At 73.4% G+C, this 26081-nt stretch carries 25 protein-coding genes; 1 reads left to right on the top strand and 24 read right to left on the bottom strand.

Annotated features, from left to right (window positions below):
* Positions 1-131 precede the first annotated feature (131 nt).
* Positions 132-1028, top strand: a complete 897-nt coding sequence (locus BQ7106_RS02660; RefSeq protein WP_072370886.1) for a pyridoxal phosphate-dependent decarboxylase family protein — start codon at positions 132-134, stop codon at positions 1026-1028.
* A 19-nt stretch (positions 1029-1047) separates the two neighbouring features.
* Here the strand turns inward: BQ7106_RS02660 and BQ7106_RS02655 are convergent, their stop codons facing one another.
* The 24 genes from BQ7106_RS02655 to BQ7106_RS02540 form a co-directional block, all read right to left on the bottom strand.
* Complete coding sequence (locus BQ7106_RS02655) at positions 1048-1428, bottom strand: DUF1667 domain-containing protein (protein ID WP_072370882.1); 381 nt, start codon at positions 1426-1428, stop codon at positions 1048-1050.
* On the bottom strand, positions 1428-2750 hold the full coding sequence (locus BQ7106_RS02650; RefSeq protein WP_072370878.1) for an NAD(P)/FAD-dependent oxidoreductase: 1323 nt from the start codon (positions 2748-2750) through the stop codon (positions 1428-1430). Before BQ7106_RS02650 ends, BQ7106_RS02655 begins: the two co-directional genes overlap by 1 nt.
* On the bottom strand, positions 2747-4264 hold the full coding sequence (locus tag BQ7106_RS02645; RefSeq protein WP_072370875.1) for an NAD(P)/FAD-dependent oxidoreductase: 1518 nt from the start codon (positions 4262-4264) through the stop codon (positions 2747-2749). Before BQ7106_RS02645 ends, BQ7106_RS02650 begins: the two co-directional genes overlap by 4 nt.
* Before the next feature lie 112 nt (positions 4265-4376).
* Positions 4377-6209, bottom strand: a complete 1833-nt coding sequence (locus tag BQ7106_RS02640; RefSeq protein WP_072370872.1) for an ABC-F family ATP-binding cassette domain-containing protein — start codon at positions 6207-6209, stop codon at positions 4377-4379.
* 106 nt (positions 6210-6315) lie between these two features.
* Positions 6316-7185 carry a deoxyribonuclease IV gene (locus BQ7106_RS02635; protein ID WP_072371990.1) on the bottom strand — a complete coding sequence of 290 codons (870 nt, stop codon included), beginning with the start codon at positions 7183-7185 and terminating at the stop codon, positions 6316-6318.
* 176 nt (positions 7186-7361) lie between these two features.
* The gene (gene coaBC, locus BQ7106_RS02630; protein WP_072370869.1) at positions 7362-8594 is read right to left on the bottom strand and encodes a bifunctional phosphopantothenoylcysteine decarboxylase/phosphopantothenate--cysteine ligase CoaBC; all 1233 of its coding nucleotides are present in this window, start codon (positions 8592-8594) and stop codon (positions 7362-7364) included.
* Positions 8591-9316, bottom strand: coding sequence for a zinc ribbon domain-containing protein (locus BQ7106_RS02625; RefSeq protein ID WP_072370866.1), 726 nt, complete (start codon positions 9314-9316; stop codon positions 8591-8593). The genes coaBC and BQ7106_RS02625 overlap by 4 nt, the downstream gene beginning before the upstream one ends.
* 21 nt (positions 9317-9337) lie before the next feature.
* Positions 9338-10507 carry a cysteine desulfurase family protein gene (locus BQ7106_RS02620; protein WP_072371987.1) on the bottom strand — a complete coding sequence of 390 codons (1170 nt, stop codon included), beginning with the start codon at positions 10505-10507 and terminating at the stop codon, positions 9338-9340.
* A gap of 13 nt (positions 10508-10520) precedes the next feature.
* A complete protein-coding gene (rpe, locus tag BQ7106_RS02615; RefSeq protein WP_072370863.1) occupies positions 10521-11195 on the bottom strand; it encodes a ribulose-phosphate 3-epimerase in 675 nt (224 codons plus the stop codon).
* Positions 11196-11202: 7 nt separating this feature from the next.
* Positions 11203-12237: an NAD(P)H-dependent glycerol-3-phosphate dehydrogenase gene (locus tag BQ7106_RS02610; protein ID WP_240307412.1), complete on the bottom strand. Its 1035-nt coding sequence runs from the start codon at positions 12235-12237 to the stop codon at positions 11203-11205.
* Positions 12234-12935 carry a glycerol-3-phosphate 1-O-acyltransferase PlsY gene (gene plsY / locus BQ7106_RS02605; RefSeq protein ID WP_072370860.1) on the bottom strand — a complete coding sequence of 234 codons (702 nt, stop codon included), beginning with the start codon at positions 12933-12935 and terminating at the stop codon, positions 12234-12236. Before plsY ends, BQ7106_RS02610 begins: the two co-directional genes overlap by 4 nt.
* A complete protein-coding gene (gene der, locus BQ7106_RS02600; RefSeq protein ID WP_072370857.1) occupies positions 12935-14266 on the bottom strand; it encodes a ribosome biogenesis GTPase Der in 1332 nt (443 codons plus the stop codon). The genes plsY and der overlap by 1 nt, the downstream gene beginning before the upstream one ends.
* 174 nt (positions 14267-14440) lie before the next feature.
* On the bottom strand, positions 14441-16105 hold the full coding sequence (locus tag BQ7106_RS02595) for an S-layer homology domain-containing protein (protein ID WP_072370853.1): 1665 nt from the start codon (positions 16103-16105) through the stop codon (positions 14441-14443).
* A gap of 331 nt (positions 16106-16436) precedes the next feature.
* Complete coding sequence (locus BQ7106_RS02590; protein WP_072370849.1) at positions 16437-17819, bottom strand: DUF512 domain-containing protein; 1383 nt, start codon at positions 17817-17819, stop codon at positions 16437-16439.
* A 59-nt stretch (positions 17820-17878) separates the two neighbouring features.
* The gene (gene ispH / locus BQ7106_RS02585) at positions 17879-18721 is read right to left on the bottom strand and encodes a 4-hydroxy-3-methylbut-2-enyl diphosphate reductase (protein ID WP_072370846.1); all 843 of its coding nucleotides are present in this window, start codon (positions 18719-18721) and stop codon (positions 17879-17881) included.
* A 2-nt stretch (positions 18722-18723) separates the two neighbouring features.
* Positions 18724-19452: a lysophospholipid acyltransferase family protein gene (locus BQ7106_RS02580; protein ID WP_083526851.1), complete on the bottom strand. Its 729-nt coding sequence runs from the start codon at positions 19450-19452 to the stop codon at positions 18724-18726.
* Positions 19449-20159, bottom strand: a complete 711-nt coding sequence (gene cmk / locus BQ7106_RS02575; RefSeq protein ID WP_072370843.1) for a (d)CMP kinase — start codon at positions 20157-20159, stop codon at positions 19449-19451. The genes BQ7106_RS02580 and cmk overlap by 4 nt, the downstream gene beginning before the upstream one ends.
* Positions 20156-21019 carry a pseudouridine synthase gene (locus tag BQ7106_RS02570; RefSeq protein WP_072370840.1) on the bottom strand — a complete coding sequence of 288 codons (864 nt, stop codon included), beginning with the start codon at positions 21017-21019 and terminating at the stop codon, positions 20156-20158. The genes cmk and BQ7106_RS02570 overlap by 4 nt, the downstream gene beginning before the upstream one ends.
* The gene (scpB, locus tag BQ7106_RS02565) at positions 21012-21737 is read right to left on the bottom strand and encodes an SMC-Scp complex subunit ScpB (RefSeq protein ID WP_072370837.1); all 726 of its coding nucleotides are present in this window, start codon (positions 21735-21737) and stop codon (positions 21012-21014) included. Before scpB ends, BQ7106_RS02570 begins: the two co-directional genes overlap by 8 nt.
* Positions 21734-22591: a segregation and condensation protein A gene (locus tag BQ7106_RS02560; RefSeq protein ID WP_072370833.1), complete on the bottom strand. Its 858-nt coding sequence runs from the start codon at positions 22589-22591 to the stop codon at positions 21734-21736. Before BQ7106_RS02560 ends, scpB begins: the two co-directional genes overlap by 4 nt.
* Before the next feature lie 3 nt (positions 22592-22594).
* The gene (locus tag BQ7106_RS02555) at positions 22595-23275 is read right to left on the bottom strand and encodes a site-2 protease family protein (protein WP_240307411.1); all 681 of its coding nucleotides are present in this window, start codon (positions 23273-23275) and stop codon (positions 22595-22597) included.
* A 21-nt stretch (positions 23276-23296) separates the two neighbouring features.
* Entirely contained in the window at positions 23297-23593 is a 297-nt protein-coding gene (locus BQ7106_RS02550; protein ID WP_072370830.1) for a hypothetical protein, read from the bottom strand.
* Entirely contained in the window at positions 23586-25580 is a 1995-nt protein-coding gene (gene abc-f / locus BQ7106_RS02545) for a ribosomal protection-like ABC-F family protein (RefSeq protein ID WP_072370827.1), read from the bottom strand. Before abc-f ends, BQ7106_RS02550 begins: the two co-directional genes overlap by 8 nt.
* 45 nt (positions 25581-25625) lie before the next feature.
* A complete protein-coding gene (locus BQ7106_RS02540; protein ID WP_072370824.1) occupies positions 25626-26012 on the bottom strand; it encodes a VOC family protein in 387 nt (128 codons plus the stop codon).
* Positions 26013-26081 lie beyond the last annotated feature (69 nt).

Below are 26081 nucleotides of genomic sequence, written 5' to 3'. Positions count from 1 at the left end.
GACGTTCGACTTTCCCTACCACCGACTGGTTCATCTCCATACTCTCCATTTCGTGTGGATTTGTCCCGTCTTTTACTCCCCATTTCGTGTGTATCTCGCTGACCCTTACTCTCCATATCGTGTAGAACTACGTGAGCGAGCAGACGCACAGCTCCGTGGCAAAGGGGCTGCACGTCATCGGCGTCCCGCGCGACCACGTGAGGGTCGTGCCGTGCGACGACGCCTTCCGCATGGACGCCGCCGCCCTCGAGCGCGCGGTGGCGGCCGACGAGGCCGCGGGGCTGCGCCCGTTCGTGGCGGCGGCGACCGCCGGCACCACCAACACCGGCTCGGTCGACCCGCTGCGGGAGGTCGCGCGCGTCTGCCGCGCCCACGGCCTCTGGATGCACGTCGACGGGGCCTTCGGGGCGAGCGTCCTTCTCACCCGCCACCGCGGGATGCTCGACGGCGTCGAGCTGGCGGACTCCCTCTCGTGGGACGCGCACAAGTGGCTATTCCAGACCTACTCCTGCGGGATGGTGCTCGTGAGGGACCGGGGGAACCTCGTCTCGACCTACGCTGCGCACCCCGAGTACCTGCGCGACCTCGAGGAGGGCGGCGTCACCAACCCGTGGGACCTCGGGCCCGAGGTCACGCGGCCCGCGCGCGGGCTCAAGCTCTGGTTCACGCTCCAGACCATGGGGTCGGAGGGGCTCGCCGCCGCGGTGGAGCACGGCTTCGACCTCGCGCGGTGGGCGCAGGACGAGGCGGAGCGCACCCGCGACGTCGAGGTCGTCTCGCCCGCGCAGATGGCGATGGTGAGCCTCCGCTTTGCCCCGGCGGGGCTCTCGCCCGAGGGGTGCGACGCCCTCAACGCCGAGGTGTCCCGCAGGATGTGCGAGAGCGGCTACGCAGCGGTCTTCACCACCGAGCTGCGCGGCAGGAGGTGCCTGCGCATCTGCGCCATCCACCCCGAGGCCACGGAGGCAGACATGCGCGGGGTCGTGCGCGGGCTCCGCGCGATCTGCGACGAGGCGCTCGCGCTCTGACGGGCCCGCGCGGCGCGGCTCAGGCGCGGGCGGTGGCGACGACGTCGACGCCGGTCCCCGCGACGTCCTCCGCGACGACGTCGCCGATCTCGACCGGCGCGGCCGCCCGCACGCCCGCGAGCGCGCGCACCACGTCGAGCACGCGCTCGCGGGGCACCTCGCGCTCCGTCCTCACGGGGAGGCGCCGCAGCCGCGCGCTGCCGTCCACGGGCACGGTCGTCGTCACCGAGCGCACCGGGTGCGCGACCTCGGCGCGCGCGTAGGACGCGCCCCGCGCGCACGCGTTGCCGCGAACGCCGGCGACCTCCCCGGCCTCTCCCAGCTCCACCGTGAGGCGGCAGCCCCGCGGGCAGCGGATGCACGTCAGGGCCCTCGCGTCCCTCTCCCCCGTCCTTCCCATCACGCCTCCAGACCGATCGTGACCCGCCCGATCCCGCCGCGGGCGAGAAGCGCGTCGCGCCGCAGCGTGACCTGCTCCATCTCGCCGGGCACGAGGATGTCCCGCCGCCGCCGCGCGACCTCGCGCCCGTCTGCGCGCGCCACGACGGAGCGCCGCTCGTAGACGCCGTCGACGCGCAGGCGGACCACGAGCTCGTCCGGCATGCGCTCGGGGTCGACGCGCTGCGGCACCGCGTAGCGCACGCCGCGGCCGGGCTCCACGGGCACCCCGCCGCCCCGCGCGCGGGTCGCTCTCCCGCGCGCCCACGCGGCCGCCGCGGCGCCGGCGCGCGCCGCCTCCAGGCTCGCGTGGTCGGCGAGGTCGTGCACGTGCAGGACGTTGCCGCAGGCGAAGACGCCCGGGACGCTCGTCATGAGGGAGTCGTCGACCACCGCGCCGCGCGTGAGGGGCGACAGCTCGACGCCCGCCGCGCGCGAGAGCTCGTTCTCGGGCAGCAGGCCCACGGAGAGCAGCAGCGTGTCGCAGGCAACGATGCGCCCCGTCCCGGCGACGGGGTGCGCGGAGGCGTCGACGCGCGAGATCTCGACGGCCTCGACGCGGCGGCGGCCGAGGACGCGCGTCACGGTGTGCGAGAGCAGCAGCGGTATCCCGAAGTCCTCGAGGCACTGGACGACGTTGCGCTTGAGGCCGCTCGAGTAGGGCATGAGCTCGGCCACGCAGGCCACGTGCGCCCCCTCGAGCGTGAGGCGCCGGGCCATGATGAGGCCGATGTCGCCGGAACCCAGGACGACGACCTCGCGGCCGGGGAGGAGCCCCTCGCAGTTGACGAGGCGCTGGGCGCACCCGGCGGTGAGGACGCCCGCGGGACGGAAGCCCGGGATGCCGATCGCGCCCGCCGGCCGCTCGCGGCAGCCCATCGCGAGCACGACGGCGCCGGCCGCCACGCGCTCGAGGCCGCGCGCGGGGCTCACGAGGGTGACCTCGAGCTCGCCGGCGCCCGGGCGCCGCCCCGGTCGGGCGCAGGGGCCGCCCGCGGCGCCCTCCCCCGCCGGGCGGACGCCGAGGACCGTGGCGTCGGTCCGGAGGGTCGCGCCCGCGGCGCGCGCGGCGTCCTCGAGGCGCGCGGCGTACTCGGGCCCGGTGAGCTCCTCGCCGAGGGTCGCCAGGCCGAAGCCCCCGTGCACGCACTGGTTGAGGATCCCGCCGAGCCGCTCGTCGCGCTCGAGCACGAGGACCTCCCCCGCACCGGTGGCACGGGCCGCCGCGGCGGCGGAGAGCCCGGCCGGGCCGCCCCCTATGACGACGACGTCGCAGCGCCTCATGACGCGCCTCCCCTGAGCGTGTCCTTGACCGTGCCCGCGACGACCTCGGAGCCCGGCCCCGCCAGCGTGACCTCGCGCGGGTCGCGCCCCAGCTCGCGCGCCAGGACCTCGAGCACGCGCGGGGCGCAGAAGCCGCCCTGGCAGCGCCCCATCCCCGCCTCCACGCGTCGCTTCACGCCGTCGAGCGAGCGCGCGCCGACGGGGCGGCGGATCGCGTCGACGACCTGCCCCTCGGTGACGGTGCGGCAGCGGCAGACCACGCGCCCGTACTCGGGGCGCGCGGCGACGAGTGCCGACCACTCCTCCGGCGCCATGCGCGCGACGTCGGGGACCGGCGCGGGCCGCGGCGCCAGCCGGTCCCTCTCGGCGGGCCCGCCGAGGGCGTCGCGCACGATGCCGGCGACCATGCGGGCGATGGCGGGGGCCGCGGAGAGCCCCGGGGACTCGATGGCCGCGCAGTCGACGAAGCCCGGGGCTCCGGGGACCTCGCCGATCACGAAGTCGTGCCCCGGCTGGTGGGCGCGCAGGCCCGCGAAGGTGCGGATGCGCTCCCGGAGGGGGACGCCCCGCACCGTGAGCGACGCCCTGCGCTCGACCTCGGCGAGGCCGTCCGCGGTGGTGTCGACGCCGTCCTTGTCGCCGACGTCCTCGGCGGTGGGGCCCACGAGCAGGTTGCCGCCGGTCGTGGGGGTCACGAGGACGCCCTTGCCGAGGCGCGTGGGCAGCGCGAAGACGGTGTGGCGCACGTGCTGCCCCGCTGTGACGTCGAGGACGTGGTACTGCCCGCGGCGCGCCGTGATGGCGAGCTCGTCACCAGGCGCGCAGACGAGGTTGTGCAGCTCGTCCGCGCGCACGCCGGCCGCGTTGACCACCACGCGCGCGACGAGCGGCCCGCCCGGCACGTCGAGCTCCCAGGCGCCGCCCGCGCGCCGGGCGACGCCGGTCACGGGCGAGCGGAACCTGAACTCGACGCCGTTGACAGCCGCCTGCTCGGCGAGGGCCACGGTGAGCTGGAAGGGGTTCACGATGGCTCCAGTGGGCGCCCAGAGCGCGGCGACGGCGGCGTCGGAGACGTTGGGCTCGAGCTCCCGCAGCTCGTCCGCCTCGATGATGCGGAGGCCCTCGACGCCGTTCTCGCGGCCGCAGGCGAGAAGGGCGTCGAAGCCGCCGCGCTCGGCGGGGTCGGTGCACACCACGAGCGAGCCGACGCGCTCGTAGTCCACGCCGAGCTCGGCACACAGGGGCCCCATGAGGCGCGAGCCCTCCACGTTGAGGCGCGCCATGAGGCTGCCCGTGGCGGCGTCGAAGCCCGCGTGGACGATGGCGGAGTTGGCCTTGGAGGTGCCGCAGCAGACGTCCTCCTCGGCCTCGAGCACGCAGGTCGAGACGCGGAGGCGCGCGAGCTCGCGCGCGATGGCGCAGCCCGAGACCCCCGCGCCGACGATCGCGACGTCGCAGCGCGCCGCGCCGCGGCCCGCCGCCTCGATCCCGTCGTGGGCGCAACCCGTACCCATGGCCCTCCCGTCGCCGGCTGCCGTTAGGGAGATGGTTCCCAGGAGGGCCGCGCCCGATTCGCGAGAGCCGCGGCGAGCGGCGCGCGGGCGCGCCCGGGCGGCCGCCGGGGCGTCAGGCGTCGATGCCGAGGCGCTCGGCGAGCTCGAGCCACTCGTCCTCGAGCGAGGCGCGCTCCTCGAGGCACGCGTCGAGCGCGGCCTGCGCGGCCATGAGGGCGGCGTAGTCGCTCGCGTCGACGGCGGCCATCTCCGCGCGCAGGCGCTCTGGGTCGGCCGCGGTCTTCTCGAGGCGGCGCGCCACGGCGTCGAAGCGCTTCTTGAGCTCGCGGCGCTCCTGGTTGGTGAGCCCGGGCTGCGCCTGGGGCGCGCCCGGGGCGGCGTCGCGCGGGGACGACCCGGGCGCGGGGGCCGGCGCGGCGGGCTGCCCCGCGTCCTTCTCGCCCGAGGCGAGCAGGCGCAGGTACTCGTCGACGCCGCCGGGGACGTGTCGCACGTGGCCACCGATGAGCGCGAACTGGTCGTCGGTCACGCGCTCCATGAGGTAGCGGTCGTGGGAGACCACGATGAGCGTGCCGGGCCAGCTGTCGAGCAGGTCCTCCATCACGGCGAGCATGTCGGTGTCGAGGTCGTTGCCGGGCTCGTCGAGCACGAGCACGTTGGGCTCCTCCAGGATCACGCACAGCAGCGCCAGGCGGCGGCGCTGGCCGCCGGAGAGGTCGCGGATGAAGTTCTGGAGCTCGCGCTGCTCGAAGCCCAGGCGCTCGATGAGCTGCGTGGGGCTCTGCATCTTGCCACCCACGAGGTAGCTGCGCTTGTAGCGCCCGAGCACCTCGAGCACGCGCCAGCCGTCCCTCTCGGCCAGCGCGTCGAGGTGCTGGCTCATGAAGCCGAAGCGCACCGAGGCGCCGATCTTCACCGTGCCGGACGTCGGCTTGAGCGCGCCGGTCATGAGCGCCAGCAGCGTCGACTTGCCCGCGCCGTTGGCGCCGAGGATGCCGTAGCGGTCACCGGGGCCGATGAGCCACGAGACGTCCTCGATCACGCTGGGCCCGCCGGGGTAGGCGAAGCTCACGTCAGACATCTCGATGACCTGCTTGCCCAGGCGGGAGACGGCCAGGCGCTTGAGCTCGAGCGGGTTTCTGAGCGGCGGGTCGTTGGCGATGAGGGCGCGGGCGGCCTCGATGCGGAACTTCGGCTTGCTCGTGCGCGCCTTGGCGCCGTGCGCGAGCCAGTTGAGCTCCTTGCGCAGCGTGTTCTGTCGGCGCTCCTCCATGACGGCCGCCTGGCGCTCGCGCTCCACGCGCTGCTGGATGTAGGCGGAGTAGCCGCCCTCGAAGGGCTCGATGCGGCGGTCGTGGACCTCCCACATGTGCTCGCAGACCTCGTCGAGGAACCACCGGTCGTGCGTGACCACGAGAAGCGCGCCCTCCCCCGCCGGCCAGCGGCGGCGCAGGTGCTCTGCCAGCCACTCGATGGCCGCGAGGTCCAGGTGGTTGGTGGGCTCGTCCATGCAGATGACGTCCCAGGTGTTGCACAGGACGCGGCAGAGGTCGACCCGGCGGCGCTGCCCGCCCGAGAGCTCGCCCACGGGACCGTCGAGGTCGAGCTCGCCCACGAGCTCGTCGAGGATCGCCCGGATCCGGGCGTCGGAGGCCCAGGTGAACTCGGGGACGTCGCCGAAGATGGCACGGCGGACGGGGTCGGCGTCGTCGAGCCGGTCCGCCTGGCCGAGGTAGCCCACCTGGATGCCGCGGCGCCAGGTGACCGTGCCCGAGTCGGGCTCGAGCGCGTGGGCCACGATCTCGAGGAGCGTCGACTTGCCGTCGCCGTTGCGGCCCACGATGCCGATGCGCTCGCCCTCGTTGATGCCGATGGTCTGGTCCTCGAGCACGCGCTTGCCGGGCCACTCGTGGCCGATGTGCTCCAGTCCGATGAGGATGCCCATGGGCGGCTCCCTTCCTGACAATGGTGACAGGGTATTTTGTCACAAACGCCCGCGGCCCGGGCCGGGCGCGCCGCGGGCGCGCCGTCCTTCTCGCCGTCCCTTTGCGCTACTCCCCCGTGGCGAGCGAGCGCAGCAGCGCGATCTCGGCCGCCCAGCCGTCGAGGCCCGCCTGCGGCGTCTCGAGCACCATGGGCAGGCCAGCCAGGCGCGGGCTGGTGACCACCGCGCGGAACGTCTCGAGCCCGAGCGAGCCCTCGCCGATGCGCTCGTGGCGGTCCTTGTGGCTGCCCAGCGGGTTCTTGGAGTCGTTGAGGTGGAGGGCCCTCAGGCGCTCGAGCCCGATGACGCGGTCGAACTCGTCGAGAACCCCGTCGAGGTCGGAGACGATGTCATAGCCGGCGTCGGCCACGTGGCAGGTGTCCAGGCACACGCCGAGCAGCTCGCCGTGGCGCGTGCCCTCGATGATGCGCGCGAGCTCCTCGAAGCTGCGGCCGACCTCGGTGCCCTTGCCGGCCATGGTCTCGAGCAGCACCGTCGTGCGCTGGCCGGGCTCGAGCACCTCGTCGAGGCCCTCGCAGATGAGGCGGACCCCCTCGTCGACGCCCTGCTTGACGTGGCTGCCGGGGTGGAAGTTGTAGAGGTTGCCGGGCAGGCGCTCCATGCGACCCAGGTCCTCGCGCATCGCGCGGCGCGCGAACTCCACGGTCTCGGGCTTGGCGGAGCAGAGGTTGTAGGTGTAGGGCGCGTGCGCCACGAGCGGGCCGATCCCGTGGCCCGCGCACGTGGCGAGGAACGCGGCGAGGTCGGCGTCGTCGAGCTCGCGCGCGTTGCCCCCGCGCGGGTTGCGCGTGAAGAACGCGAAGGTGGTGGCGCCTATGGAGACGGCGTCGGCGGCCATGGCGGCGTAGCCGGCCGACGTGGAGAGGTGGCAGCCCAAAAGCGGGCCGCGGGCGGGCGGCTCGCCGCTTGCGGCCATCGTGCAGGCGTTCTTCTCGTCCATTGGGTCCCTCCCGGGTCGTGGTCTTACCTTGGCCTCATGTCTGGAGAGGCTCCTGCGGAATCTGTCTGTGCTGGCGGGCGGTTGGCGCGTGGGCGGGCGGCGCGCATTCGGGCGGAATGATGTCCGGCCCTACAGCCCGCCCCCCACGCCCGCTACCGCGCCGCGCCCAGGTCGCGCACGGCGTCGAGGACCGCGTCGGCCACGGCGCGCAGCGGCATGGTCTCGAGCTGGCGCACGCCGGCTGCCGTGACGAGCGCCACGCGGTTGGTGTCCGCGCCGAAGGTGGACTCGGGGCGGCTCACGTCGTTGGCCACGATGAGGTCGGCCCCCTTGCGGCGCAGCTTCTCCGTGGCGTGCGCGAGAAGGTCGTCGGTCTCGGCGGCGAAGCCCGCCACGACGCGCTCTCCCTTGGCGGCGCAGAGCTCGGCCAGGATGTCGGCCGTCTCGACGAGCTCGATGGCGTCCAGGTGCTCGCGCGACTTCTTGAGCTTGTGGTCCGCGGGGCGCGCCGGCGTGTAGTCGGCCACGGCGGCGCAGCAGATCGCCGCGTCGGCGTCCTCGAAGGCGGCGAGCGTCGCGTCGCGCATCTGGGCCGCGGACACCACGTCCACGCGCCGCGCGCCGGCCGGGCAGCCGAGCGCCGTCGGCCCGGAGACGAGCGTGACCTCGGCTCCTCGCGCGACGGCGGCCTCGGCGAGCGCGTAGCCCATCTTGCCGGTCGAGCGGTTGGCGATGAAGCGCACGGGGTCGATGGCCTCGTGGGTGGGGCCCGCCGTGACCACGAGGCGCAGCCCGGCGAGGTCGCCCGCCCCGAGCGCCGCTCGCGCCGCAGCGACGATCTGGTCCACCGGCGCGAGCTTCCCCTCGCCCACGTCGCCGCAGGCGAGGCGGCCGCAGTCGGGCCCCACGAGGTGCACGCCGCGGGAGCGCAGCGTCTCGGCGTTGGCCTGCGTCGCGGGGCTCTGCCACATGTGCACGTTCATGCCGGGCGCCACCAGGACGGGGCAGCACCCGTGGCAGGCGAGCAGCGTCGTCGTGAGGCAGTCGTCGGCGATGCCGCAGGCCATCTTCGCCATCACGTTGGCCGTCGCGGGCACCACCAGGGCGACGTCGGCCCACTCGGCGAGCTCGATGTGCGGGATCGCCGAGCCGGGGTGGCCGTAGAGCGACGTGGCCACCGGCGCCCCGGAGAGCGCCTCGAAGGTCGCGGCGCCCACGAACCGCAGCGCGTCCTCGGTCATGGTCACGCGCACGTCGCAGCCGGCCCTCTGAAGGCCCCGCAGCACCTCGCAGGCCTTGTACGCGGCTATGCCCCCGCACACGGCGAGAAGGACGCGCGGCGCGCGGCCGTCTGCGCCCTCCGGGCCGAGGTTCTTCTCGCTCACTCGCCCTCGACCTCCTCGGAGGTGATGAGGATGCGGTGGCAGTACGGGCACTCGGTGATCTCGTCGCCGTGGGCGAGGTCGTGGAACTGGCTCGGCTGGAGCTTCACGCGGCACACGGAGGGAACGTTGCCGCGGAGCCGCTCGACGGCGAGGCCCTTGAAGCGCCTGCGCGCGACCTCGTAGGCGGCGAGGTGCTCGGCGCTCACGTCGCGGGCCGCGTCCTCCCGGCGCCGGGTGAGCTCGACGATCTTCGCGCGCAGCGTCGCCGAGCCCTCGTCGAGTGACGCCTGGGCCGCCTCGCGCTCCTGCTCGAGTCGCTCGAGCGTGAGGCGCGCGTTGCGCTCGGCGCGCTCGAGCCGGCCCAGGCGCTCGCGCGCGGGGCCGAGGGCGAACTCGCACTTCTCGATGCGCTTTGCGAGCGAGGTGAGCGACTGCTCGAAGTCGCGGATCTCGCGGTGCGTGTGGCCGCCCGCGTCCGCCTCGGCCTGGACCTCGGCCGTCTTCTGGTTGTAGTGCTCGAGGTCGGCCTCGGTGTCGGCGATCTCGAGCTCGGCGTCCTTGCGCTGCCCGACGATGCCCGTGAGCTCGCTGGCGACCTTCCTCCGCGCGAGCTCGATCGTCTTGAGGCGCTGCTGCTGGGGCATCGAGGCGAGCGCGGAGGCGTGCTTGAGCAGCTCGAGGTCGATCTCCTGGAGCGTGGTGAGGGCGGTGGCTTCAGTCATGGCTTCCATTCTCTTCTTCCGCTAGCGCCGCGCGCGGGACCGACCGCGCTCGGCGACGATTCTGACGAGTGCCTGGGCGAGCCGCGCGAGGACGTCGTCACCCACGCGCTCGTCGAAGGAGATGCGCAGCGAGCCGAGCGCCTCCTCGCGGGGGATGCCCATGGCGAGAAGGACGTGGCTGGCGTCGAGGGAGCCCGAGGAGCAGGCGGAGCCCGCGGAGACCTCGAACCCCTCCTGGTCGAGGGCCAAGATCATGGTCTCGGAGTCGAGCCCGGGCGCCATGACGTTCACGATGCCGGGCAGTCGGCGCTCGGCGTCGGTCGTGGCGACGATGCCGGTCCCGGGCGCGCAGAGCGCCCCCGCGAGGCGACGGGCCCTCCCGGCGACCTCGGCGGCCGTCCGGTCGAGCGTGGCCGCGCAGGCGCGCGCGGCGGCGGCGAAGGCGAGGGCCCCGCGGACGTCCTGCGTGCCGGCTCGCCTCCCCTGCTCCTGCCCGCCCCCGAAGCTGATGGGCCTGAGCGGGGCGCGGCCGCGCACGGCGAGCGCGCCCACGCCGACCGGCCCGCCGAGCTTGTGGGCGGCCACGCTCACGGCGTCCGCGTCGGCGACGTCGAGCGGAACGTGCCCGAGCGCCTGGACCGCGTCGGTGTGGAAGAGCGCGCCGGCGGCGTGCGCGGCGCGCGCGAGCTCGCCGGTGGGCTGCAGGACGCCGGTCTCGTTGTTTGCGGCCATGACCGAGACGAGCGCGCACGAGGCGTCCACGAGCCCCTCGAGGGCCCGCGGGCCCACCACGCCCGAGCGGTCGGGGCGGGCGAGCTCGACCTCGAAGCCGCGGTCGCGCAGCGGCCCCACGAGGTCGAGGACGGAGTCGTGCTCGATGGCCGAGAGGACCACGCGCCTGCGGCGGGCGTCGCGGGCGCGCGCGCCCTCGGCGAGCCCTATGACCGCGAGGTTGTTGGACTCGGTGCCCCCGGAGGTGAACGTCACGTCGGAGGGGCGGAAGGCGCCGCCGAGGCAGGCGGCGAGCTCGCGCCGGGCGCGGTCGAGCTCGCGCGCCGCCGCGCGCCCCATGCTGTGGAGCGAGTTGGGGTTGGCGCCGGCCACCGGGCTCGCGTCGTAGGAGCGCTCGGCCTCGAGCGCCTCGGGGCGCAGGGGGGCGGAGGCGGCGTAGTCGAGGTAGGCGTACGTCACGGCGGGCCCCACGCTACGCGGTCTTGGATGCGCCGGCGAGTCCGGCACGACGGATGTCGGCGATGGCGGCGGCGCGGTCGGCGGTGCCGAAGACGGCGCTGCCCGCCACGAGGACGCGCGCGCCGGCCGACGTGACGGCAGCGGCGGTGGCCGACGAGATGCCTCCGTCGACCTCGATGAGCGGGTGCACGCCGTGCTCGTCGCACATGCGGCGCAGGCGGCGGACCTTGCGCGGGGAGCTCTCGATGAAGCTCTGCCCGCCGAAGCCCGGGTTCACCGTCATGACGAGCACCATGTCGAGGTCCTCGAGGATGGGCTCGAGCAGGCAGACGGGCGTGGCGGGGTTGATGGCCACCGAGGCCCTGGCGCCGCGGTCGCGGATGAGCGAGACGAGCCGGTGGGCGTGCGCGGTCGCCTCGTAGTGGAACGACACGACATCTGCCCCCGCGTCGAGGTACTTCTCGACCATCTCGTCGGGGTTGGAGATCATGAGGTGGACGTCGACCGGGAGGTCGGTCGCGGACTTGACGGCGCGCAGCACGTCGAGGCCGAACGTGAGGTTGGGGACGAAGTGCCCGTCCATGACGTCGAAGTGGACGAGGTCGGCCGAGGACACGTCGCCGAGCTCGTCGGCGAGGCGGGTGAAGTCGGCCGAGAGGACCGAGGGCGCAACCAGGATCTCTTCCATCGTCTGTCTACTCCTTCTGGTCGTTTGCGATTCCGTAGAACTCCTCGCCCGGGCGGCGCCCGAGCAGCACCTCGGTCGCCCGGCTCACGTCGGTCGCCCCCGTAAGGACGGCGTGGACGGCGCTCGTGATGGGGACCTCGACGCCGTGCGCCCGCGCGAGCTCGAGCACGCTGCCGGCGGCGCGCGCCCCCTCGACCACGGTGTGGGTGCGCGCCTCGAACGCGGCGAGCGTCTCGCCGCGGGCGAGCGCCTCGCCGAAGGTGCGGTTTCGCGAGTGGCGCGACGTGCAGGTGGCCACGAGGTCTCCCATGCCCGCGAGGCCCATGGGGGTGAGCGGGTCCGCCCCGAGCGCGGCGGCGACGCGCCCGATCTCGGCGAGGCCGCGGGTCATGATGACGGCGAGGGTGTTGTCGCCGGCCCCGAGCCCCACGGCGACGCCGCAGGCGATGGCGACGACGTTCTTGACCGCGCCGCAGATCTCGACGCCCGCCACGTCGCGGGAGACGTACACCCTGAAGGACGGGCTGACGAGAAGCCCCTGGAGCCTCAGCGCGACCTCCTGGCTCTGGGCGGCGAGCACCGCGGCGGAGAGCTTCCCGAGGCAGACCTCCTCGGCGTGGTTGGGGCCCGAGAGCACGGCCACGCGAGCGGCGCCGCCGACCTCGTCGGCCACGACGTCGGCCATGAGCGCGCCGGTGCCGGGCTCGACGCCCTTGGTGAGCACGAGGACCGGCGCGCCGGCGGGCACGAGCGGCGCGAGGTCGGCGCAGGTCGCGCGCAGGTACGCGGAGGGGACCGCCATGACGACGACCTCGGTGCCGTCGAGCGCCCCCGAGCGGCTCGCGGTTGCGCGCACGTTGGCGGGCAGCTCGTAGTCGCTGAGGTGGCGCGGGTTCCTGCGCGTGCGCCCGATCTCATCGGCGAGCGCGGCGTCGCGGCACCACAGGCGCACCTCGGCGGCGCGCGGGGCGAGCAGGCCCGCCATGGCGGTGCCCCACGAGCCCGAGCCCACGACCGCTATTCGGTTGACCGCGGCGCTCACGACCCCGACACCTCCGCGCCGTCGCCCTCGCGCTCGTCGCGGCCGCCCTTGTGGAACGAGAAGCGACGCTCCTCGCCGCGGACGAGGCGCCGGACGTTCTCGCGGTGCGACCAGATGACGACGACCGCGGCCACCGCGATCGGCGCGACGGAGATTGCCGGGAAGCCAAAGAGGACGCACCACAGCGGCAGCGACGCGGCGGCGGCGACCGACCCCAGCGAGACGTAGCGCGTGGGAATCACGAGCACGAGGAACAGGGCGAGGAGGCCCACGCCGATGGGCCAGTAGAGCCCGAGCGCGGCCCCGAAGCCCACCGCGATGCCCTTGCCGCCGTGGAGGCGCAGGTAGGGGCTGAAGACGTGCCCGAGGATGCAGCCCAGGAACACCACGGAGAGCGAGGCGCCGAAGGCGGTGGTGTGGTCGAGCGAGGCGAAGTCCCCCCCGAAGAGGGCGAGCGCGAGCACCAGGCGCGAGACCAGCATGCAGACGAGCCCCTTGCCGAGGTCGAGCAGGAGCGTGAGCGCCGCGGCGCCCTTGCCCACCGAGCGCGCGACGTTGGTGGTGCCGATGTTGCCCGAGCCCGTGGTGCGCACGTCGATGTGGCCCATCGCCCGAGCGACCACGAGTCCGAAGGGAATCCCGCACACGAGGTACGCGAGCAGGGTGAGCAGCGCGGTCAGCGCCTCGAGGGAGAGCATCAGCGATCGCCCCCCTCGGACTTCTTGCGGAACTTCAGGCGCACGGGCGTGCCCGTGAGGTCGAAGCGCTCGCGCAGGCGGTTCTCGAGGAAGCGCTCGAAGTTGTCGTCCACGAGGTCGGGGGCGTTGCACCAGAAGCAGATGACGGGCGGCTTGGAGCCGGTCTGCGTGGCGTACTGGATCTTGAGGCGACGCCCGCGCTCGCTGCGCGTGAAGCCTCCCTCGCGGATCTGGGAGAGAAGGTCGTTGAGCTCGGAGGTCCTGAGCTGGGACGCGTGCGCCTCGGCGGCGCGCACGGCGAGGGCGAGCACCTTGTCCGTGGCGCGGCCGGTGAGCGCGGAGACGTTGACCGCGGGGATCCACGGGCAGAACGCGAGGCGCTTGTCGATGGATGCCGCGATCTCGTCGCGCTGCTGCTCGGTCTCGACGAGGTCCCACTTGTTGAGCACGAGCACAAGGCCGCAGCCGCGGTCGATGGCCATGCCGGCGACCTTCTGGTCCTGCTCGGTCACGCCCACCGTGGCGTCCACGACGAGCAGGCACACGTCGGCGCGGTCGATGGCCTGGAGGCCGCGCACGAGGCTGTAGTACTCGACGTCCTCGTGGACCTGGGTCTTCTTGCGCATGCCGGCCGTGTCGACGAGGCGGATGGGCATGCCCTTCCACTCGATCACGGTGTCGATGGCGTCGCGCGTGGTGCCGGCGACGTCCGAGACGATGGAGCGCTTCTTGTTGGCGAGGCGGTTGGCGAGGCTCGACTTGCCCACGTTGGGGCGGCCGACGATGGCGAGCGAGAGCATGTCCTCCTCGGCCTCGTCGTCCGACGGCTCGGGGAAGCACCCCACGATCTCGTCGAGCAGGTCGCCCGTGCCGTGCCCGTGGCCGGCCGAGATGGGGCGCGGCTCGCCGACGCCGAGGGCGTAGAAGTCCCAGAGGCCGTCCTGCTCGGTCGACGGGTCGTCGCGCTTGTTGACCACGAGCAGGACCGGCTTCTCCTGCCGCCGCAGGACGCGGGCGACCTCCTCGTCCTCGTCGGTGACGCCGGTCGTGCCGTCCACCACGAAGACGATGACGTCGGCCTCCTCGCAGGCCATGAGCGCCTGCTCGCGGATGCGCGGGGCGAAGACGTCCTTGGACTTGACGGACTCGATGCCACCGGTGTCGATGAGGGTGAAGTCCCTCCCGTTCCAGTCGGCGTCGTGGTACGAGCGGTCGCGCGTGACGCCGCGCGACTCGTGGACGATGGCGTCGCGGCTCACCGCAATGCGGTTGACGAGCGTGGACTTGCCGACGTTGGGGCGGCCGACCACGGCGACTACGGGCTTTGGCATCTTGTCTCCTTGCTATTCCATTGGTGCAGCAAGGGTACCACGAACGGCCACGAGCGGTCGGTTTTCGGCCGCGAGCGCGCCAAATCACCACGACGGGGCGCGCGGCGGCGCAGGAGGAGGGCGAGAAGGGCCCGCGGCGGCAGGTCCTTCTCGCCCGGGTCGCCCCGGACGGGCCTAGGCCCCCTCCTGCCAGCGCTGGAGCATCGAGGCCGCGGCGCCGCGCGTGAGCTGGCCGGCGGGGTCGATGCGCGTCTGGCCCTCGCCGGTGCCGCGCACGATCTGCTGGCCCACGGCCCAGACCATGGCGCCGACGTAGGGCTCGCCCACCGCCGCGCCGTCCTCGAAGGTCGTGAGGTCGCCGGCGGGCGCGGGGCGCCCGGCGAGGCGCCAGAGCACGAGGACGAACTGCTCGCGCGTGATGGGGTCGGAGGCGCCGAAGGTGTGCTCGTCGTAGCCGTTCATGATGCCCTGCTCGGAGGCCCAGCCGACCGCCTCGTCGTACCACGCTCCCTCGGCGCAGTCGTCGAAGCGCTCGTGCGCGTCGGACTCCGCCTCGGGCTGGCCCTCGAGGTTCCAGAGGACCATCGCCATCTGGGCGCGGTCGAGCCTGTCCTCGGGCCCGAAGAGGCCGGACCCGTCGCCGTAGCCCTGCATGGCCCCCTGCTCGACGATCCAGCACACGCCGTCGAAGTACCACGCGAGCGGGTCGGCGACGTCCGAGAAGCGGGGCGCGAAGGTCGCGGCGACGGTGACGTCGGCCTCGGGCATGACGAAGGTGCGGGTGTCGCCCGAGCCGCTCAGCGCGACGCTCGCGCCGTCGGAGGTCGTCACCGTGACCTCATCGAGGACGAAGCCGTCGTCGGCGGAGGCGCTCACGGTGACGGTGGCGCCCGCCGTGGCGTAGGAGTCGCTCACGCGCAGGGTCCCGTTGCTCGGCGACACGGCGGAGATGCGGTACTCGAGCGGGTCCTCGGGCAGCAGCGCGAGGCAGTCGGCGCGCTCGCTCTCGTAGCGGCGGATCCAGGCGTCGTGGTACTGGGGCTGCGAGGGGTAGCGCTCGGCGACGTTGTCGACGATGGCGTCGACGAGGGCGTTGACGAACTGGCGGTCGGTCATGTCGTTGGTGAGCCCCGCCTCGTCGAGGAAGAACTGCACGCCGGCGGTCCCGAAGAGGTTGGTGGCGCTCCAGACGAGGCCCTTCACGCAGTCGGCGCGGCCCGCCATCGAGATCCCCCGGGACGCGAGGTAGCTCTCGGACCGGGCGTAGTACCCCTCGTAGGCGTAGTTGTCCTGCAGGAGGCTGAACTCCTTGGGGTCGGCGTCGTAGGCGGCGTGCCACGCGCCCTCGACGAGGGTGCCGAGCTCGGTGAGCTCGCCGTCCTCGTCGACCATCGGCGAGCGCTCGAGCGCCTCGCCGCTCTCGTCGGTCGTCGCCGCCACCTCGTCGGCGCGCTCGACGACGGGCTCGAACATCGCGTACTTCTCGCCGTCGTAGCTCAGGCAGTAGCGCAGGAACGAGACGAGGCTGTAGCGCCGGTCGAACTGGTAGTAGCCGAGCGCGTTGTAGCCGTCCCCGGACGAGAACCCGAGGTCGTAGTTGCCGTGGCTCTCGTACTTGGTGAAGTACTTCATCTCGTCCGAGATCTGCACGAGCCGGGCCCCGGACGCGAGCAGCAGGGCGCCCGGCTCGTCGGGCGCGGGCTCGTAGAAGTCGGCGCGGTCGTAGGCGGCCTCGGGCGCCCCCTGCGCCGCCGAGCCGGCTGCCAGCGCGGTCGCGGGGCAGGCGAGGAGCGCGAGCGCGATGCCTGCGGTGAGCGCTGCGGTGCGGGCGTGTGACATGGTCCCTCCCTCGACGCGGTTGCTCAGGACATTGTACGCGAACGCGCGCGGGCGGCGCGGTGGGCACGAGCAGAGAAGAACGTGCGGGCTGCGGTCGGTTTCGGGGCGGATTCCGTCCGTATCCCGCACGTACCCAAAACACGTGCTGGCTGCGGTCGGTCTGCGGCCGGATTCCGTCCATAACCCGCACGCACCCCAAGCGCGTGCGGGCTGCGGTCGGTTTCGGGCCGGATTCCGTCTGCAACATGCACGTACCCCAAACGCGTGCGGGTTGCGGTCGGTCTGCGGCCGGATTCCGTCTGTATCCCGCACGCACCCCGGGCGCGCCGCGCTACCCCCGCACGAGCTCGAGCAGGCAGTCGAGGTAGGCGCCGGGACTCGGCACGCTCACGCCCACGCGCGCGCCGCGGCGCTCGAGCTCCGCGATGACGTGCTCCTGCGTGTCGCCGTCGAGCGTGAGCCGGTCGAAGTTGAACATGACCTCGGGGAGCACCACGAGGGTGTCGCCCAGGTCGTCCGGGAGCTGCGCGAGCAGGTCCTCGGAGACGATGAGTCCCGTGACGTTGACGTCGCCGCCGAAGTAGTCGTTGCGGACCGCGCGCGTGCGAGCGCGCCCCGACGGCGAGAGCAGCGCGCAGAAGGCGCCGATCGTCTCCTCGGCGGCCTCGCCGCAGACGAGCCGCGCCTCGAGGCCGCGCGCGGCGAGCGCGGCGTCCGCCTCGGACATCTCGCCCGCGCGCTCCCGCGCCACGAGCGCGGCCTCGTCGAGGAAGCTGCGCAGCATGCCGATGCCGTCGTAGAACTGCGGGTAGCCGTCGTAGGTCTCGGCGGGCGGGACGTCCAGGCGGGCTGCGACGTAGAACTCGTCGGAGAGCTGGAAGCGCGTGATGCCGAGGGTCTCGCGGGCGCGGCGCTGGTAGGGCTCGAGCGCGCGGACGACCTCGCGCGCCGCCGCGGGGTCGTCGGAGTAGGAGCGCTGGAAGCGCCGGCTGTGCTTGGTGTAGCCGAGCGGCACGATGGCGAGCGAGGTGATGCCGGTGCGCGCCTCGACCCAGTCGAGGGTGGCGGCGAGCTCGTCGCCGTCGTTGATCCCGGGGCACAGCACAATCTGCGCGTGGACCTCGACGCCGCCCGCGAGCAGCCGCTCGAGCACCTCGACGCCGCGGTCGGCGCGCCGACCGATCAGCGACCGGCGCACCTCGGGGGTGATGGCGTGGATGGAGACGTTCATCGGGCTGAGGCCGCACTCGACGATGCGGTCGGCCTCCTCGTCGGTGACGTTGGTGAGCGTGACGAAGTTGCCCTGGAGGAAGGACAGGCGGTAGTCGTCGTCGCGCAGCGTGAGCGTGGCGCGCGCCTCGGGCGGCAGCATCGCCATGAAGCAGAACTGGCACGCGTTCACGCAGGTTCGGATCCCGTCGAAGAGCACGTCGGTGAAGTCGACGCCCCAGTCCTGCCCCGGCTCGCGCCACAGCTCGCAGGGGGTCACGGTCCCGTCGCGCGGGTCGAGGACCTCGAGCTCGCAGAACGCGCCGTCCGCCTCCCATCGCCAGTCGATGAGGTCGCGCGGCTCGACGCCGTTCACGGTGACGATGCGCATGCCGGGCTCGATGCCCGCCTCCCAGGCGGGGCTGCCCTCCTCGACCGCGGCGACCCACGCTCCCGTCGCCTGCGGCCTCGTCGACGCGTAGTCCGCGCGCCCCTGCTCAGACATCGCTCCCCTCCCGACTCCGTCCCCGCGGCGCAGCGGCGCCGACCCGGGGTTCTTCTCGCCTACGCCCCGACGATCTGCGCGATCCGCTCGCGGACCGCCTCGATCTGGCTCGACGGGGTGCTCGCCCCGGCGGTGATGCCGATGAGGCCGGCGCCCTCAAACCACTCCGCGCGCAGCTCGTCCGCGCCCTCGACGTGGTGCGTGCGCGGGCAGCGCGCCGCGGAGATCTCCGCGAGCCGCGTCGTGTTGGCCGAGATGCGCCCCCCGATGACCACCATCACGTCGGCCTCGCGCGCGAGCTCGTCGGCCGCGGCCTGGTGGCCCGCCGTGGCCTCGCAGATCGTGTTGACCACGCGCACCTCCTCCGCCGTCCCGAGCAGCGCGCCCACGACCTCGGCGAGCAGCGCCCGGCGCGCGGTGGTCTGCACCACCACACCGACCCTGCGCGCGTGCGGCAGCGCGAGGGCCTCCTCGGGAGATCCCACCACCACGGCGCCCGGCGCGTGCGGCAGCGTTGCCTCGACCTCGGGGTGCCCGGCCTCCCCCACCACGACGACCTGGTAGCCCTCGGCGCTCAGGCGCTCCGCGGCGAGGTGGACCTTCTTGACGAACGGGCACGTCGCGTCGAGCACGCGCGCGCAGAGCTCGCGGGCCCGGCGCTCCTCGTCCGGCGCGGTCCCGTGGGTGCGCAGCAGCAGCGCGTCGCCCGCGGCCTCCTCGGGGGAGCCCACCACGGTGACGCCGCGCGCCTCGAGGTCGGCGACCACCCGCGGGTTGTGGATGAGCGGCCCGAGCGTGTGGACCGCGCAGGAGCGCTCCTCTGCCGCCGACTCGACCATGGCGAGCGCGCGCTCGACGCCGTAGCAGGCGCCCGCCTCCCTCGCGACCCTGATCTCGGCCACGGCTACTCCACCCCCGGGTGCTCGCGGCGCAGGCGGTCGCGCAGCTCGTAGACGCACTCCATGCCCGTGCGCTCCATCTCGGCGAGCTGCTCCTTGCGCTTCGTCGCCGTGAGCTCGCCCCACTCGATCGGCTCCCCCACGTCCATGTAGACGCGTCCCCTGAGGCGCAGGTCGCGCGCCCCGATGATGGCGATGGGCTGCACGGGCGCCTTGGCGAGCTGCGCCATGATCGCGTAGCCCCCGTGGGAGCGCTGATCCGCGTCGTCGCGCACGCGCGTGCCCTCGGGGTAGATGAGCACGCACTCGCCGCGCATGAGCATGGCGCGGGCCCGGCGGACCGTCTTCATGTCGGCGGTCCCGCGCTCGACCGGGAAGCCGCCCGCGCGCGAGAAGAGCCACGTGGCCGGGCCGATCTTGTCGAACTCGCTCTTGTAGACGATGCGCACCGGCACGTGCGCGCGCCACAGCGTGACCACCACGGCGACCGGGTCGAGCATGGACTCGTGGTTCATGATGAGCACGCGCCCGCGGGGGTCGCCGGTCAGCCGCTCGACGTGCTCGATGCGCCACGGCCACAGCAGGCGCGTCAGCACGTTGAGGATCGCCACGACGGCGCCGATGAACAGGCGGCCGGGCAGCGGGTGCTCGCGCAGGTCGTGGTCGTAGTAGTCGTCGTAGGAGTTCCCGGCGAAGGCGCGCATGCGCCCGCCGGCCTCGGTCCCCTCGGTCATGAGCGTCCTTTCTGCGCGCGGGCGGCGAGCTCGGGTGACAGTGAGACGACGGCGTCCACGACCTCCTCGAAGCCGAGGTCGGACGAGTCGATGCGGCACGCGTCGTCGGCCGGCCGCAGCGGCGAGGCCTCGCGGGTCGAGTCGTACGCGTCGCGGCGGACGAGGTCGTCGAGGATCGTGCGCTCGGCCTCCGCGTCGACCTCGACGACGTCGCCGGTCGCGAGGTTGCCGCCGAGGCGCTGCACGGCACGGCGCCGCGCGCGGGCCTCGGGCGAGGCGCAGAGAAAGACCTTCACGTCCGCGGCGGGGAAGACGACCGTGCCGATGTCGCGCCCCTCGGCGACGACGTCGCCCGCGGCGCCGGCGGCGCGCTGGAGGGCGACCATGACCTCGCGCACGGCGGGGTTGGCGGACACGGGCGAGACGGCGCGCTCCACCTCGGGCGTGCGGATCTGCGCGGTGACGTCCTCGCCGTTGGCGATGACCCGCTGCCCCTCGCCGTCGGGCACGAACTCGATCCTCGCCTCGCGCGCCACGCGCTCGGTCGCCTCGTCGTCGGCGGGGTCCACCCCGCGCTCGAGGCAGAGGTAGGCGACGGAGCGGTACATCGCCCCGGTGTCGAGGTACGTGAGGCCGCAGCGGCGCGCGACCTCGCGCGCGACTGACGACTTCCCCGAGCCCGAGGGCCCGTCGATGGCTACGATCATGGCTGTGAGCCTCCCCTTCCCCCGCGGCCGCGGCCGGCGGGTCCCGTCGTGTCGTGCGCGCAGAGCGCCTCGAGGGCGGCGACCTCGCGCTCGTCGAGGTCGCGCCACGCGCCCGGCGCCACGCACTCGAGCCTGAGCGGCCCGAAGGCGTCCCGGTGAAGCCGCAGGACCCGATGGCCCACGGCCTGCATCATCTTCTTGACCTGGTGCTTCCTGCCCTCGTGGATGGTGAGGCCCACCACGGCGTTGGGCTCGCCGCCACCGGTGTGACCGGGGCCCGTCGGGGCCACGACGCCAAAGAGCGGGCTGCGCGGCGAGAGCAGCTCGGCGCGCGCGGGCGCCGCCCTCCCGTCCTCGAGCATGACGCCCGCCTCGAGCCGCGCGAGGTCGCGCTCGTCCGGGGTCCCCGTGACGAGCGCAACGTAGTGCTTCGTCACGTGGCGCGAGGGGTGCAGCAGGGCCTGGCCCATCGACCCGTTGGTGGTGAAGAGCAGAAGCCCCGTCGTGTCGAGGTCGAGCCTGCCCACCGGGTAGAGCCCCGGCGCCTCGTCAACGGGGACGAGCTCGGCCACCGTGGGGCGGCCGTGGGGGTCGCTCATGGTGGTGAGGTAGCCGGCGGGCTTGTAGAGCATGAGGTAGCGCGGCCGCTCCGCGATGCTCACGGTGACGCCGTCGACGGTGACGACGTCGCGCGCCGGGTCGACCTTGCTGCCGAGCTCGGTCACGACCGCGCCGTTCACGCGCACGCGCCCCTCGGTCATGAGGCGCTCCGAGCCGCGCCTGCTCGCCGCGCCCGCGCGCGCGAGGAAGCGCTGGAGGCGCATGGGGTAGAGCCCGTCCTCCCGGATGAGGTCACTCATCGCGCTCCCCCTCGCCCGCGGCGCTGTCCGCGCCCCCGTCCGCGGCGTCGGCCCCCTCGTCCTTCTCGCCGTAGTCGTCGAGCAGCTCGCGCTCGTCGTCCATGTCGCGGGCCGCCTCCTCGGGGGTCGAGGAGATGGAGCGCCCCGAGAGGCGCTCGCGGATGAAGCGGCGCGACTCCTCGTCGGGGGCGAAGTCCTCGAGCGGCGGGAGCTCGCGCAGGCTCCTGAGGCCGAAGTGCTCGAGGAAGAGCCGCGTGGTGCCCCAGAGCTGGGCCTGGCCGCGGTCCGCCTCGCGCCCGACCTCGCGCACGAGGCCCTTCTCGCGCAGCGACGATATCACGCCGTCGGAGTTGACGCCGCGGATGGCGCGCACCCCCTCGCGGGTGACGGGCTGGTGGTAGGCGATGACCGCGAGCGTCTCGAGCGCCGCCTGCGAGAGCCGGCGGGTGTCCCACGACAGGACGTAGTCGGCGACCTGGTCGTGGTAGGCCGGGTGGGTGAAGAGCCGCCAGCCCCCCGCGACCTCGCGCAGCTGGAAGCCCCGGTTGGCGTCGGCGTACTCCGCCGAGAGCTCGGCGAGCGCGGACGCGACCTCGCCCGGCTGCGCGCCGGCCGCCCGCGCGAGGTCGGTCGCCGGCACGGAGTCGGACGACACGAGCAGGAGCGCCTCGAGCAGGCCCTTGAGCGAGCCCGAGTCCATGCGGTCGAGGTCCCTCACAGTCCCTCCCCTCCTTCCGCGAGGGCGGCCGCCTCGTCGCCGAGGTCCTCGGCGAGCTCGGCCAGGACCGAGTCGTCGAGCTCGTAGGGGGCCGCCCCCTCAACGTGGGTGATCTCGATGTCGCCGAAGAGCTCGTCCTGGCGCACGTCCACGAGGCCGCGCTTGAAGAGCTCGAGGATCGCGAGGAAGTTGGCGACGACCTCCTCGGGGTCGTCCCGGCCGTCGAGCAGCTCGCCGAAGCTCGCGCGCCCGCGCGAGCGGACGAGGCGGTCGACCGAGGCGATGGTGAGCGCGACCGGGAGGCGCCGGGGGGCGACGTGCTCCGCCTCGAGCAGGAAGGTCTCCCGGCGGCTGTCGATGTCGGCGCAGATGACGGCGAGGCTGCGCAGCGTGATGCCCTCGAGGTAGTCGGGCATGAGGCCGAGGAAGTCGGGGTCGGGGCCCGCCGTGCGCGGGTGCATGCGCGCCTCCGCGTCGGCGCGCGCCGCGAGGGCGGAGGCCGCGCCGCGGAACTGCTTGTAGGCGATGAGGCGTGCGATGAGCACCTCGCGCGCCTCGTCGGGCGAGAGGCCCTCGAGCTCGTCGTCCTCCTCGTCGTCGGCGCCGCGCCCGCGGACGGTCGGCTCGTCGGGGACGAGCGAGGCGGCCTTGATGTCGAGCAGCGTCGACGCCACGAGCACGAAGTCGCTCGCCACGTCGAGGTCGAGGTCGGCCATGCGCTCGACCTCCTCGAGGTACTGGCTGGCCACCTCCGAGATCGAGATGGACCCGATGGTGACCTTCTGCCTGCTCACCAGCTGGAGCAGCAGGTCGAAGGGCCCCGAGTAGGCCTGCGTCCTGACGCGGTAGGACATCGCTCAGAGCACCGCCCCGATGAGCGCGCCGAAGAGCCGGCCCGCCGTGGCGTCGAGGTAGGCGCCGAGCGGGTCCACGCGCAGGAGCCCCGGCAGCAGGTAGAGCGCGGCGAGCAGGATCGCCATGGAGTAGTTCTGGAGCTCGTAGTAGCGCGCACGCGCGCGGCCGCTCAGGAAGAAGAGGACGACCTTGGAGCCGTCGAGCGGCGGCAGCGGGATGAGGTTGAAGAAGCAGAGCACGAGGTTCACCGACACGTAGGTGAGAAGGACGTCGAGCAGCGCGAGGGCCGCGTCGGGCGCCGCCGCGAGCGCGGCGGGGCTGAGCAGCGCCGCGACGAGCGCGGTGCCGACGAGCGCCTGCAGCAGGTTGGAGGCCGGGCCCGCCAGCGCCACGATCAGCTCGTCGCGCCGGGGGTGGCGCAGGCGCGCCGGGTTGTAGGGCACCGGACGCGCGAAGGCGAAGACCGGGCCGCCCATGAGCGCCATCGCGAGCGGCAGGACGACCGAGCCGATGGGGTCGAGGTGCGCGCGCGGGTCGAGCGTGAGGCGCCCCGCCTCCTTGGCGGTGTCGTCGCCGCACAGGTGCGCGGCGAGGCCGTGCGCGACCTCGTGCACCATCGCCGAGAACATGACGAGGGCGACGGTCACGACCATGGAGACGAGGCCTTCGAGTGTGACGGGCACGCTTCCTCCCCTCTCGCGGCGCTAGCGCAGCGAGGCAGACGCGCGACAGCAGATCCAGTCGAGCACGAGCAACACTATAGCAACCACGGCGAAGTCGCCGCGGAAGGCGCCGCCGAGGGGCGTCTGGAGCACGAAGAGCCCGGAGAGCGCCCCCGGGACGAGGCGGGAGAGCGCGCCGTTGACGCCGAGCAGCCAGGTGCGCGCGCCGGCGGGCAGCACGGCGTCGGCCACGACGAGAAGGACGATCGCCCACGCGGCCACGCGCAGGGCCACGGCGAGCGCGAAGAGCGCGCGGGGCGCGAGGCTCGGCTCACGCATCCGCGGCCCCCTCGATCTTCTCGGTGAGCTCGAGCCACTCCTGCTCGAGCGCGGGCACCTTCTTCGAGAGCGCCGTGTACTCGGTCATGCACTCGTCGAAGCGCCTCGCGTCGTTGTAGAGCTCCTGGTCGGCCATGAGGGTCTCGAGCTCGGCGAGGCGCGCCTGCGCGGGCTCGAGGGCGGCCTCGACCTGCCGGAGGCGGTCGCGCTCAGCCTTGAGCGCGCGGTTGCGGCGGTTGCGCTCCTCCGCCTCGGCGCGGCGCTGCTCGCGGGTCTTGACGTTGCGGCCCGCGGGCGCGGCCTCGCTCGGCGCGGACTGCGCCCGCGCCTGGGCGCGGGGCGCCTCCGGGGCCGCCTCGCCCGCCGCGCGAGCCTCGAGCTCGGCGCGCTTGAACAGGTAGTAGTCGTAGTCGCCGTCGTAGACCGTGACCTGGTGGTCGCGCACGTCCACGACCTTGTTGGCCACGGCGCGCACGAGGTGCTCGTCGTGGGAGATGAGCACGATCGTGCCCGCGAACCCCACGAGCGCGTGCTCGAGCACGTCGACCGAGTCGATGTCGAGGTGGTTGGTCGGCTCGTCGAGCAAAAGCAGCGGGTCCGGCGCCACGAGCATCTTGGCGAGCGCCAGGCGCGCCCGCTCCCCGCCCGAGAGCACGCTCACGCGCTTCTCTACGTCGTCGCCGTGGAAGAGGAAGGCGCCGAGCAGGCGGCGCTCCTCGGAGGTGGTCCAGCCGGGCGCGACCGAGTCCATCTCGCCGAGCACCGTGTTGGCCTCGTTCAGCTGCTCGAGCTGGTGCTGGGCGTAGTAGGCCATCGTCACGTCCTTGCCGAGCGCGACCTCGCCCTCGTCGGGGGCGAGCCGGCCGTTCATGAGCTTCATGAGGGTGGACTTGCCCGCGCCGTTGGGGCCCACGAGCACGACGTGGTCGCCGCGGTAGAGCTTCAGGTCGACCCCCGAGTAGACGTGGTTCTCGCCGAAGGACTTCGAGACGCCCTCGAGCCTCACGACCTCGTCGCCGGTCCGGGGCGGCTCGGGGAACGAGAAGTGCACCTTCTTGGTGCCCTCGGGCAAGATCACGAGCTCCTTCTTGATCTGCTCGATCTTCTTCATGCGCTCCTGGGCCTGGGCGGCCTTGGTGGGCTTGTAGCGGAACTTGTCGACGAAGACCTGCATGTGGGCGATCTCGCGCTCCTGCGCGGCGCGCTTGGCCCGCATCTGCTCGAGGTTGTCCTCGCGCTGGCGCAGGTAGCTCGAGTAGTTGCCGGTGTAGGTGGTGATGCGGCGGTTCTCCACGGCGGCCACGTGGGAGACGCAGGCGTCCATGAAGGCGCGGTCGTGGCTGACGAGAAGGACGGCGCCGTCGTAGCCCGCGAGGAACTGCTCGAGCCACTTGACGCTCTCGAGGTCGAGGTGGTTGGTGGGCTCGTCGAGCAGGAGCAGGTCGGGGTGGCGGAGCAGCAGCTTGGAGAGGGCGATCCTCATCTGCCAGCCGCCGGAGAACTCGCGCGCGGGCTTGTCGAAGTCCTCGACGGGAAAGCCGAGGCCGGCGAGGATGGCCCGGGCGCGACTCTCGAGCTCGTAGCCGCCCAGGCGCTCGAAGCGGTCCTGCGCGTGGCCGTAGCGCTCGAGCAGGGAGTCGAGCTCGGGTCCGGGCGCGGCCTCGGAGATCTGCCGCTCGAGCTCGGCCACCAGGCGCTCGACGTCCTTGACCTCGTGCGCCGAGTCGACGACCTCGGCGAGCGCGCTCTTCTCGCCCGCGAGGTGGGTCTCCTGCTCGAGGTAGCCCACGGTGGTGTCGCGCGCGAAGCTCACCGTCCCCTCGTCGGCGGACTCCTCCCCCATGATGATCTTGAGCAGCGTGGTCTTGCCCGCGCCGTTGGGCCCGACGAGGGCCCAGCGCTCGTGGGCGTTGAGCTGCAGGGTGGCGCCCGCGTACAGGACGCGGCCGCCGAAGGACTTGGTGATCTTGTCTGCGAGTGCTATCACGTGCGTCTTCCTGGTTCCTCGGGCCGGCTCGTCACTCCCGCCGCGCTAGTCCGCGACGGTGAGGTGGATCGCGAAGCCGGCGACCTCGCGCTCGAAGTAGATGAGATAGGTCCTGCCGGAGCCCGCCGGGTCGAGCCTGCGGGAGGACTCGTCGAAGCGCTCCCCGCGCGCCTCGTACCAGGCGACCGCGGCGTCGACGTCGTCGACGTGCAGGCCGATGTGCCCGCGCTCCCCGCGCCCGCCGTTGCCCATGACCTCCACGAGGCTGCCCGAGAACGCCGAGACCGGGAACGGCTCCTCCCCGCGGGGGACGCCGAGCAGGGCGCAGAACGCGTCGGCGGTCCTCTCCGCCTCCTCGCGGGTCGACTCGTTGACGCCCACGTGGGCGACCCTCAGGCCGAACAGCTCGACCGGGCTCTCGCTGGCTGCCATGGCGGCTCCTCTCGTCGTGCTCGATGCAACCCTATCAGTATAGGCGAGGCCGGTCGGGGGCGCTCGGTG

Origin of the sequence: Thermophilibacter mediterraneus, assembly GCF_900119385.1 — a bacterium.
GTDB classification, from domain to species: domain Bacteria; phylum Actinomycetota; class Coriobacteriia; order Coriobacteriales; family Atopobiaceae; genus Thermophilibacter; species Thermophilibacter mediterraneus.
Note: the sequence above shows the minus strand (reverse complement) of the source record. Positions and strands in the feature narration are given on the sequence as shown.

Coding starts and splice junctions, on each gene's coding strand:
- BQ7106_RS02550 (WP_072370830.1), bottom strand. CDS start 23,593: ATGCGTGAGCCGAGCCTCGCGCCCCGCGCGCTCTTCGCGCTCGCCGTG.
- BQ7106_RS02655 (WP_072370882.1), bottom strand. CDS start 1,428: ATGGGAAGGACGGGGGAGAGGGACGCGAGGGCCCTGACGTGCATCCGC.
- BQ7106_RS02650 (WP_072370878.1), bottom strand. CDS start 2,750: ATGAGGCGCTGCGACGTCGTCGTCATAGGGGGCGGCCCGGCCGGGCTC.
- BQ7106_RS02560 (WP_072370833.1), bottom strand. CDS start 22,591: ATGTCCTACCGCGTCAGGACGCAGGCCTACTCGGGGCCCTTCGACCTG.
- BQ7106_RS02590 (WP_072370849.1), bottom strand. CDS start 17,819: ATGTCTGAGCAGGGGCGCGCGGACTACGCGTCGACGAGGCCGCAGGCG.
- BQ7106_RS02595 (WP_072370853.1), bottom strand. CDS start 16,105: ATGTCACACGCCCGCACCGCAGCGCTCACCGCAGGCATCGCGCTCGCG.
- BQ7106_RS02540 (WP_072370824.1), bottom strand. CDS start 26,012: ATGGCAGCCAGCGAGAGCCCGGTCGAGCTGTTCGGCCTGAGGGTCGCC.
- der (WP_072370857.1), bottom strand. CDS start 14,266: ATGCCAAAGCCCGTAGTCGCCGTGGTCGGCCGCCCCAACGTCGGCAAG.
- BQ7106_RS02580 (WP_083526851.1), bottom strand. CDS start 19,452: ATGACCGAGGGGACCGAGGCCGGCGGGCGCATGCGCGCCTTCGCCGGG.
- BQ7106_RS02570 (WP_072370840.1), bottom strand. CDS start 21,019: ATGAGTGACCTCATCCGGGAGGACGGGCTCTACCCCATGCGCCTCCAG.
- cmk (WP_072370843.1), bottom strand. CDS start 20,159: ATGATCGTAGCCATCGACGGGCCCTCGGGCTCGGGGAAGTCGTCAGTC.
- BQ7106_RS02640 (WP_072370872.1), bottom strand. CDS start 6,209: ATGGGCATCCTCATCGGACTGGAGCACATCGGCCACGAGTGGCCCGGC.
- BQ7106_RS02645 (WP_072370875.1), bottom strand. CDS start 4,264: ATGGGTACGGGTTGCGCCCACGACGGGATCGAGGCGGCGGGCCGCGGC.
- plsY (WP_072370860.1), bottom strand. CDS start 12,935: ATGCTCTCCCTCGAGGCGCTGACCGCGCTGCTCACCCTGCTCGCGTAC.
- rpe (WP_072370863.1), bottom strand. CDS start 11,195: ATGGAAGAGATCCTGGTTGCGCCCTCGGTCCTCTCGGCCGACTTCACC.
- BQ7106_RS02625 (WP_072370866.1), bottom strand. CDS start 9,316: ATGACTGAAGCCACCGCCCTCACCACGCTCCAGGAGATCGACCTCGAG.
- BQ7106_RS02635 (WP_072371990.1), bottom strand. CDS start 7,185: ATGGCCGCAAGCGGCGAGCCGCCCGCCCGCGGCCCGCTTTTGGGCTGC.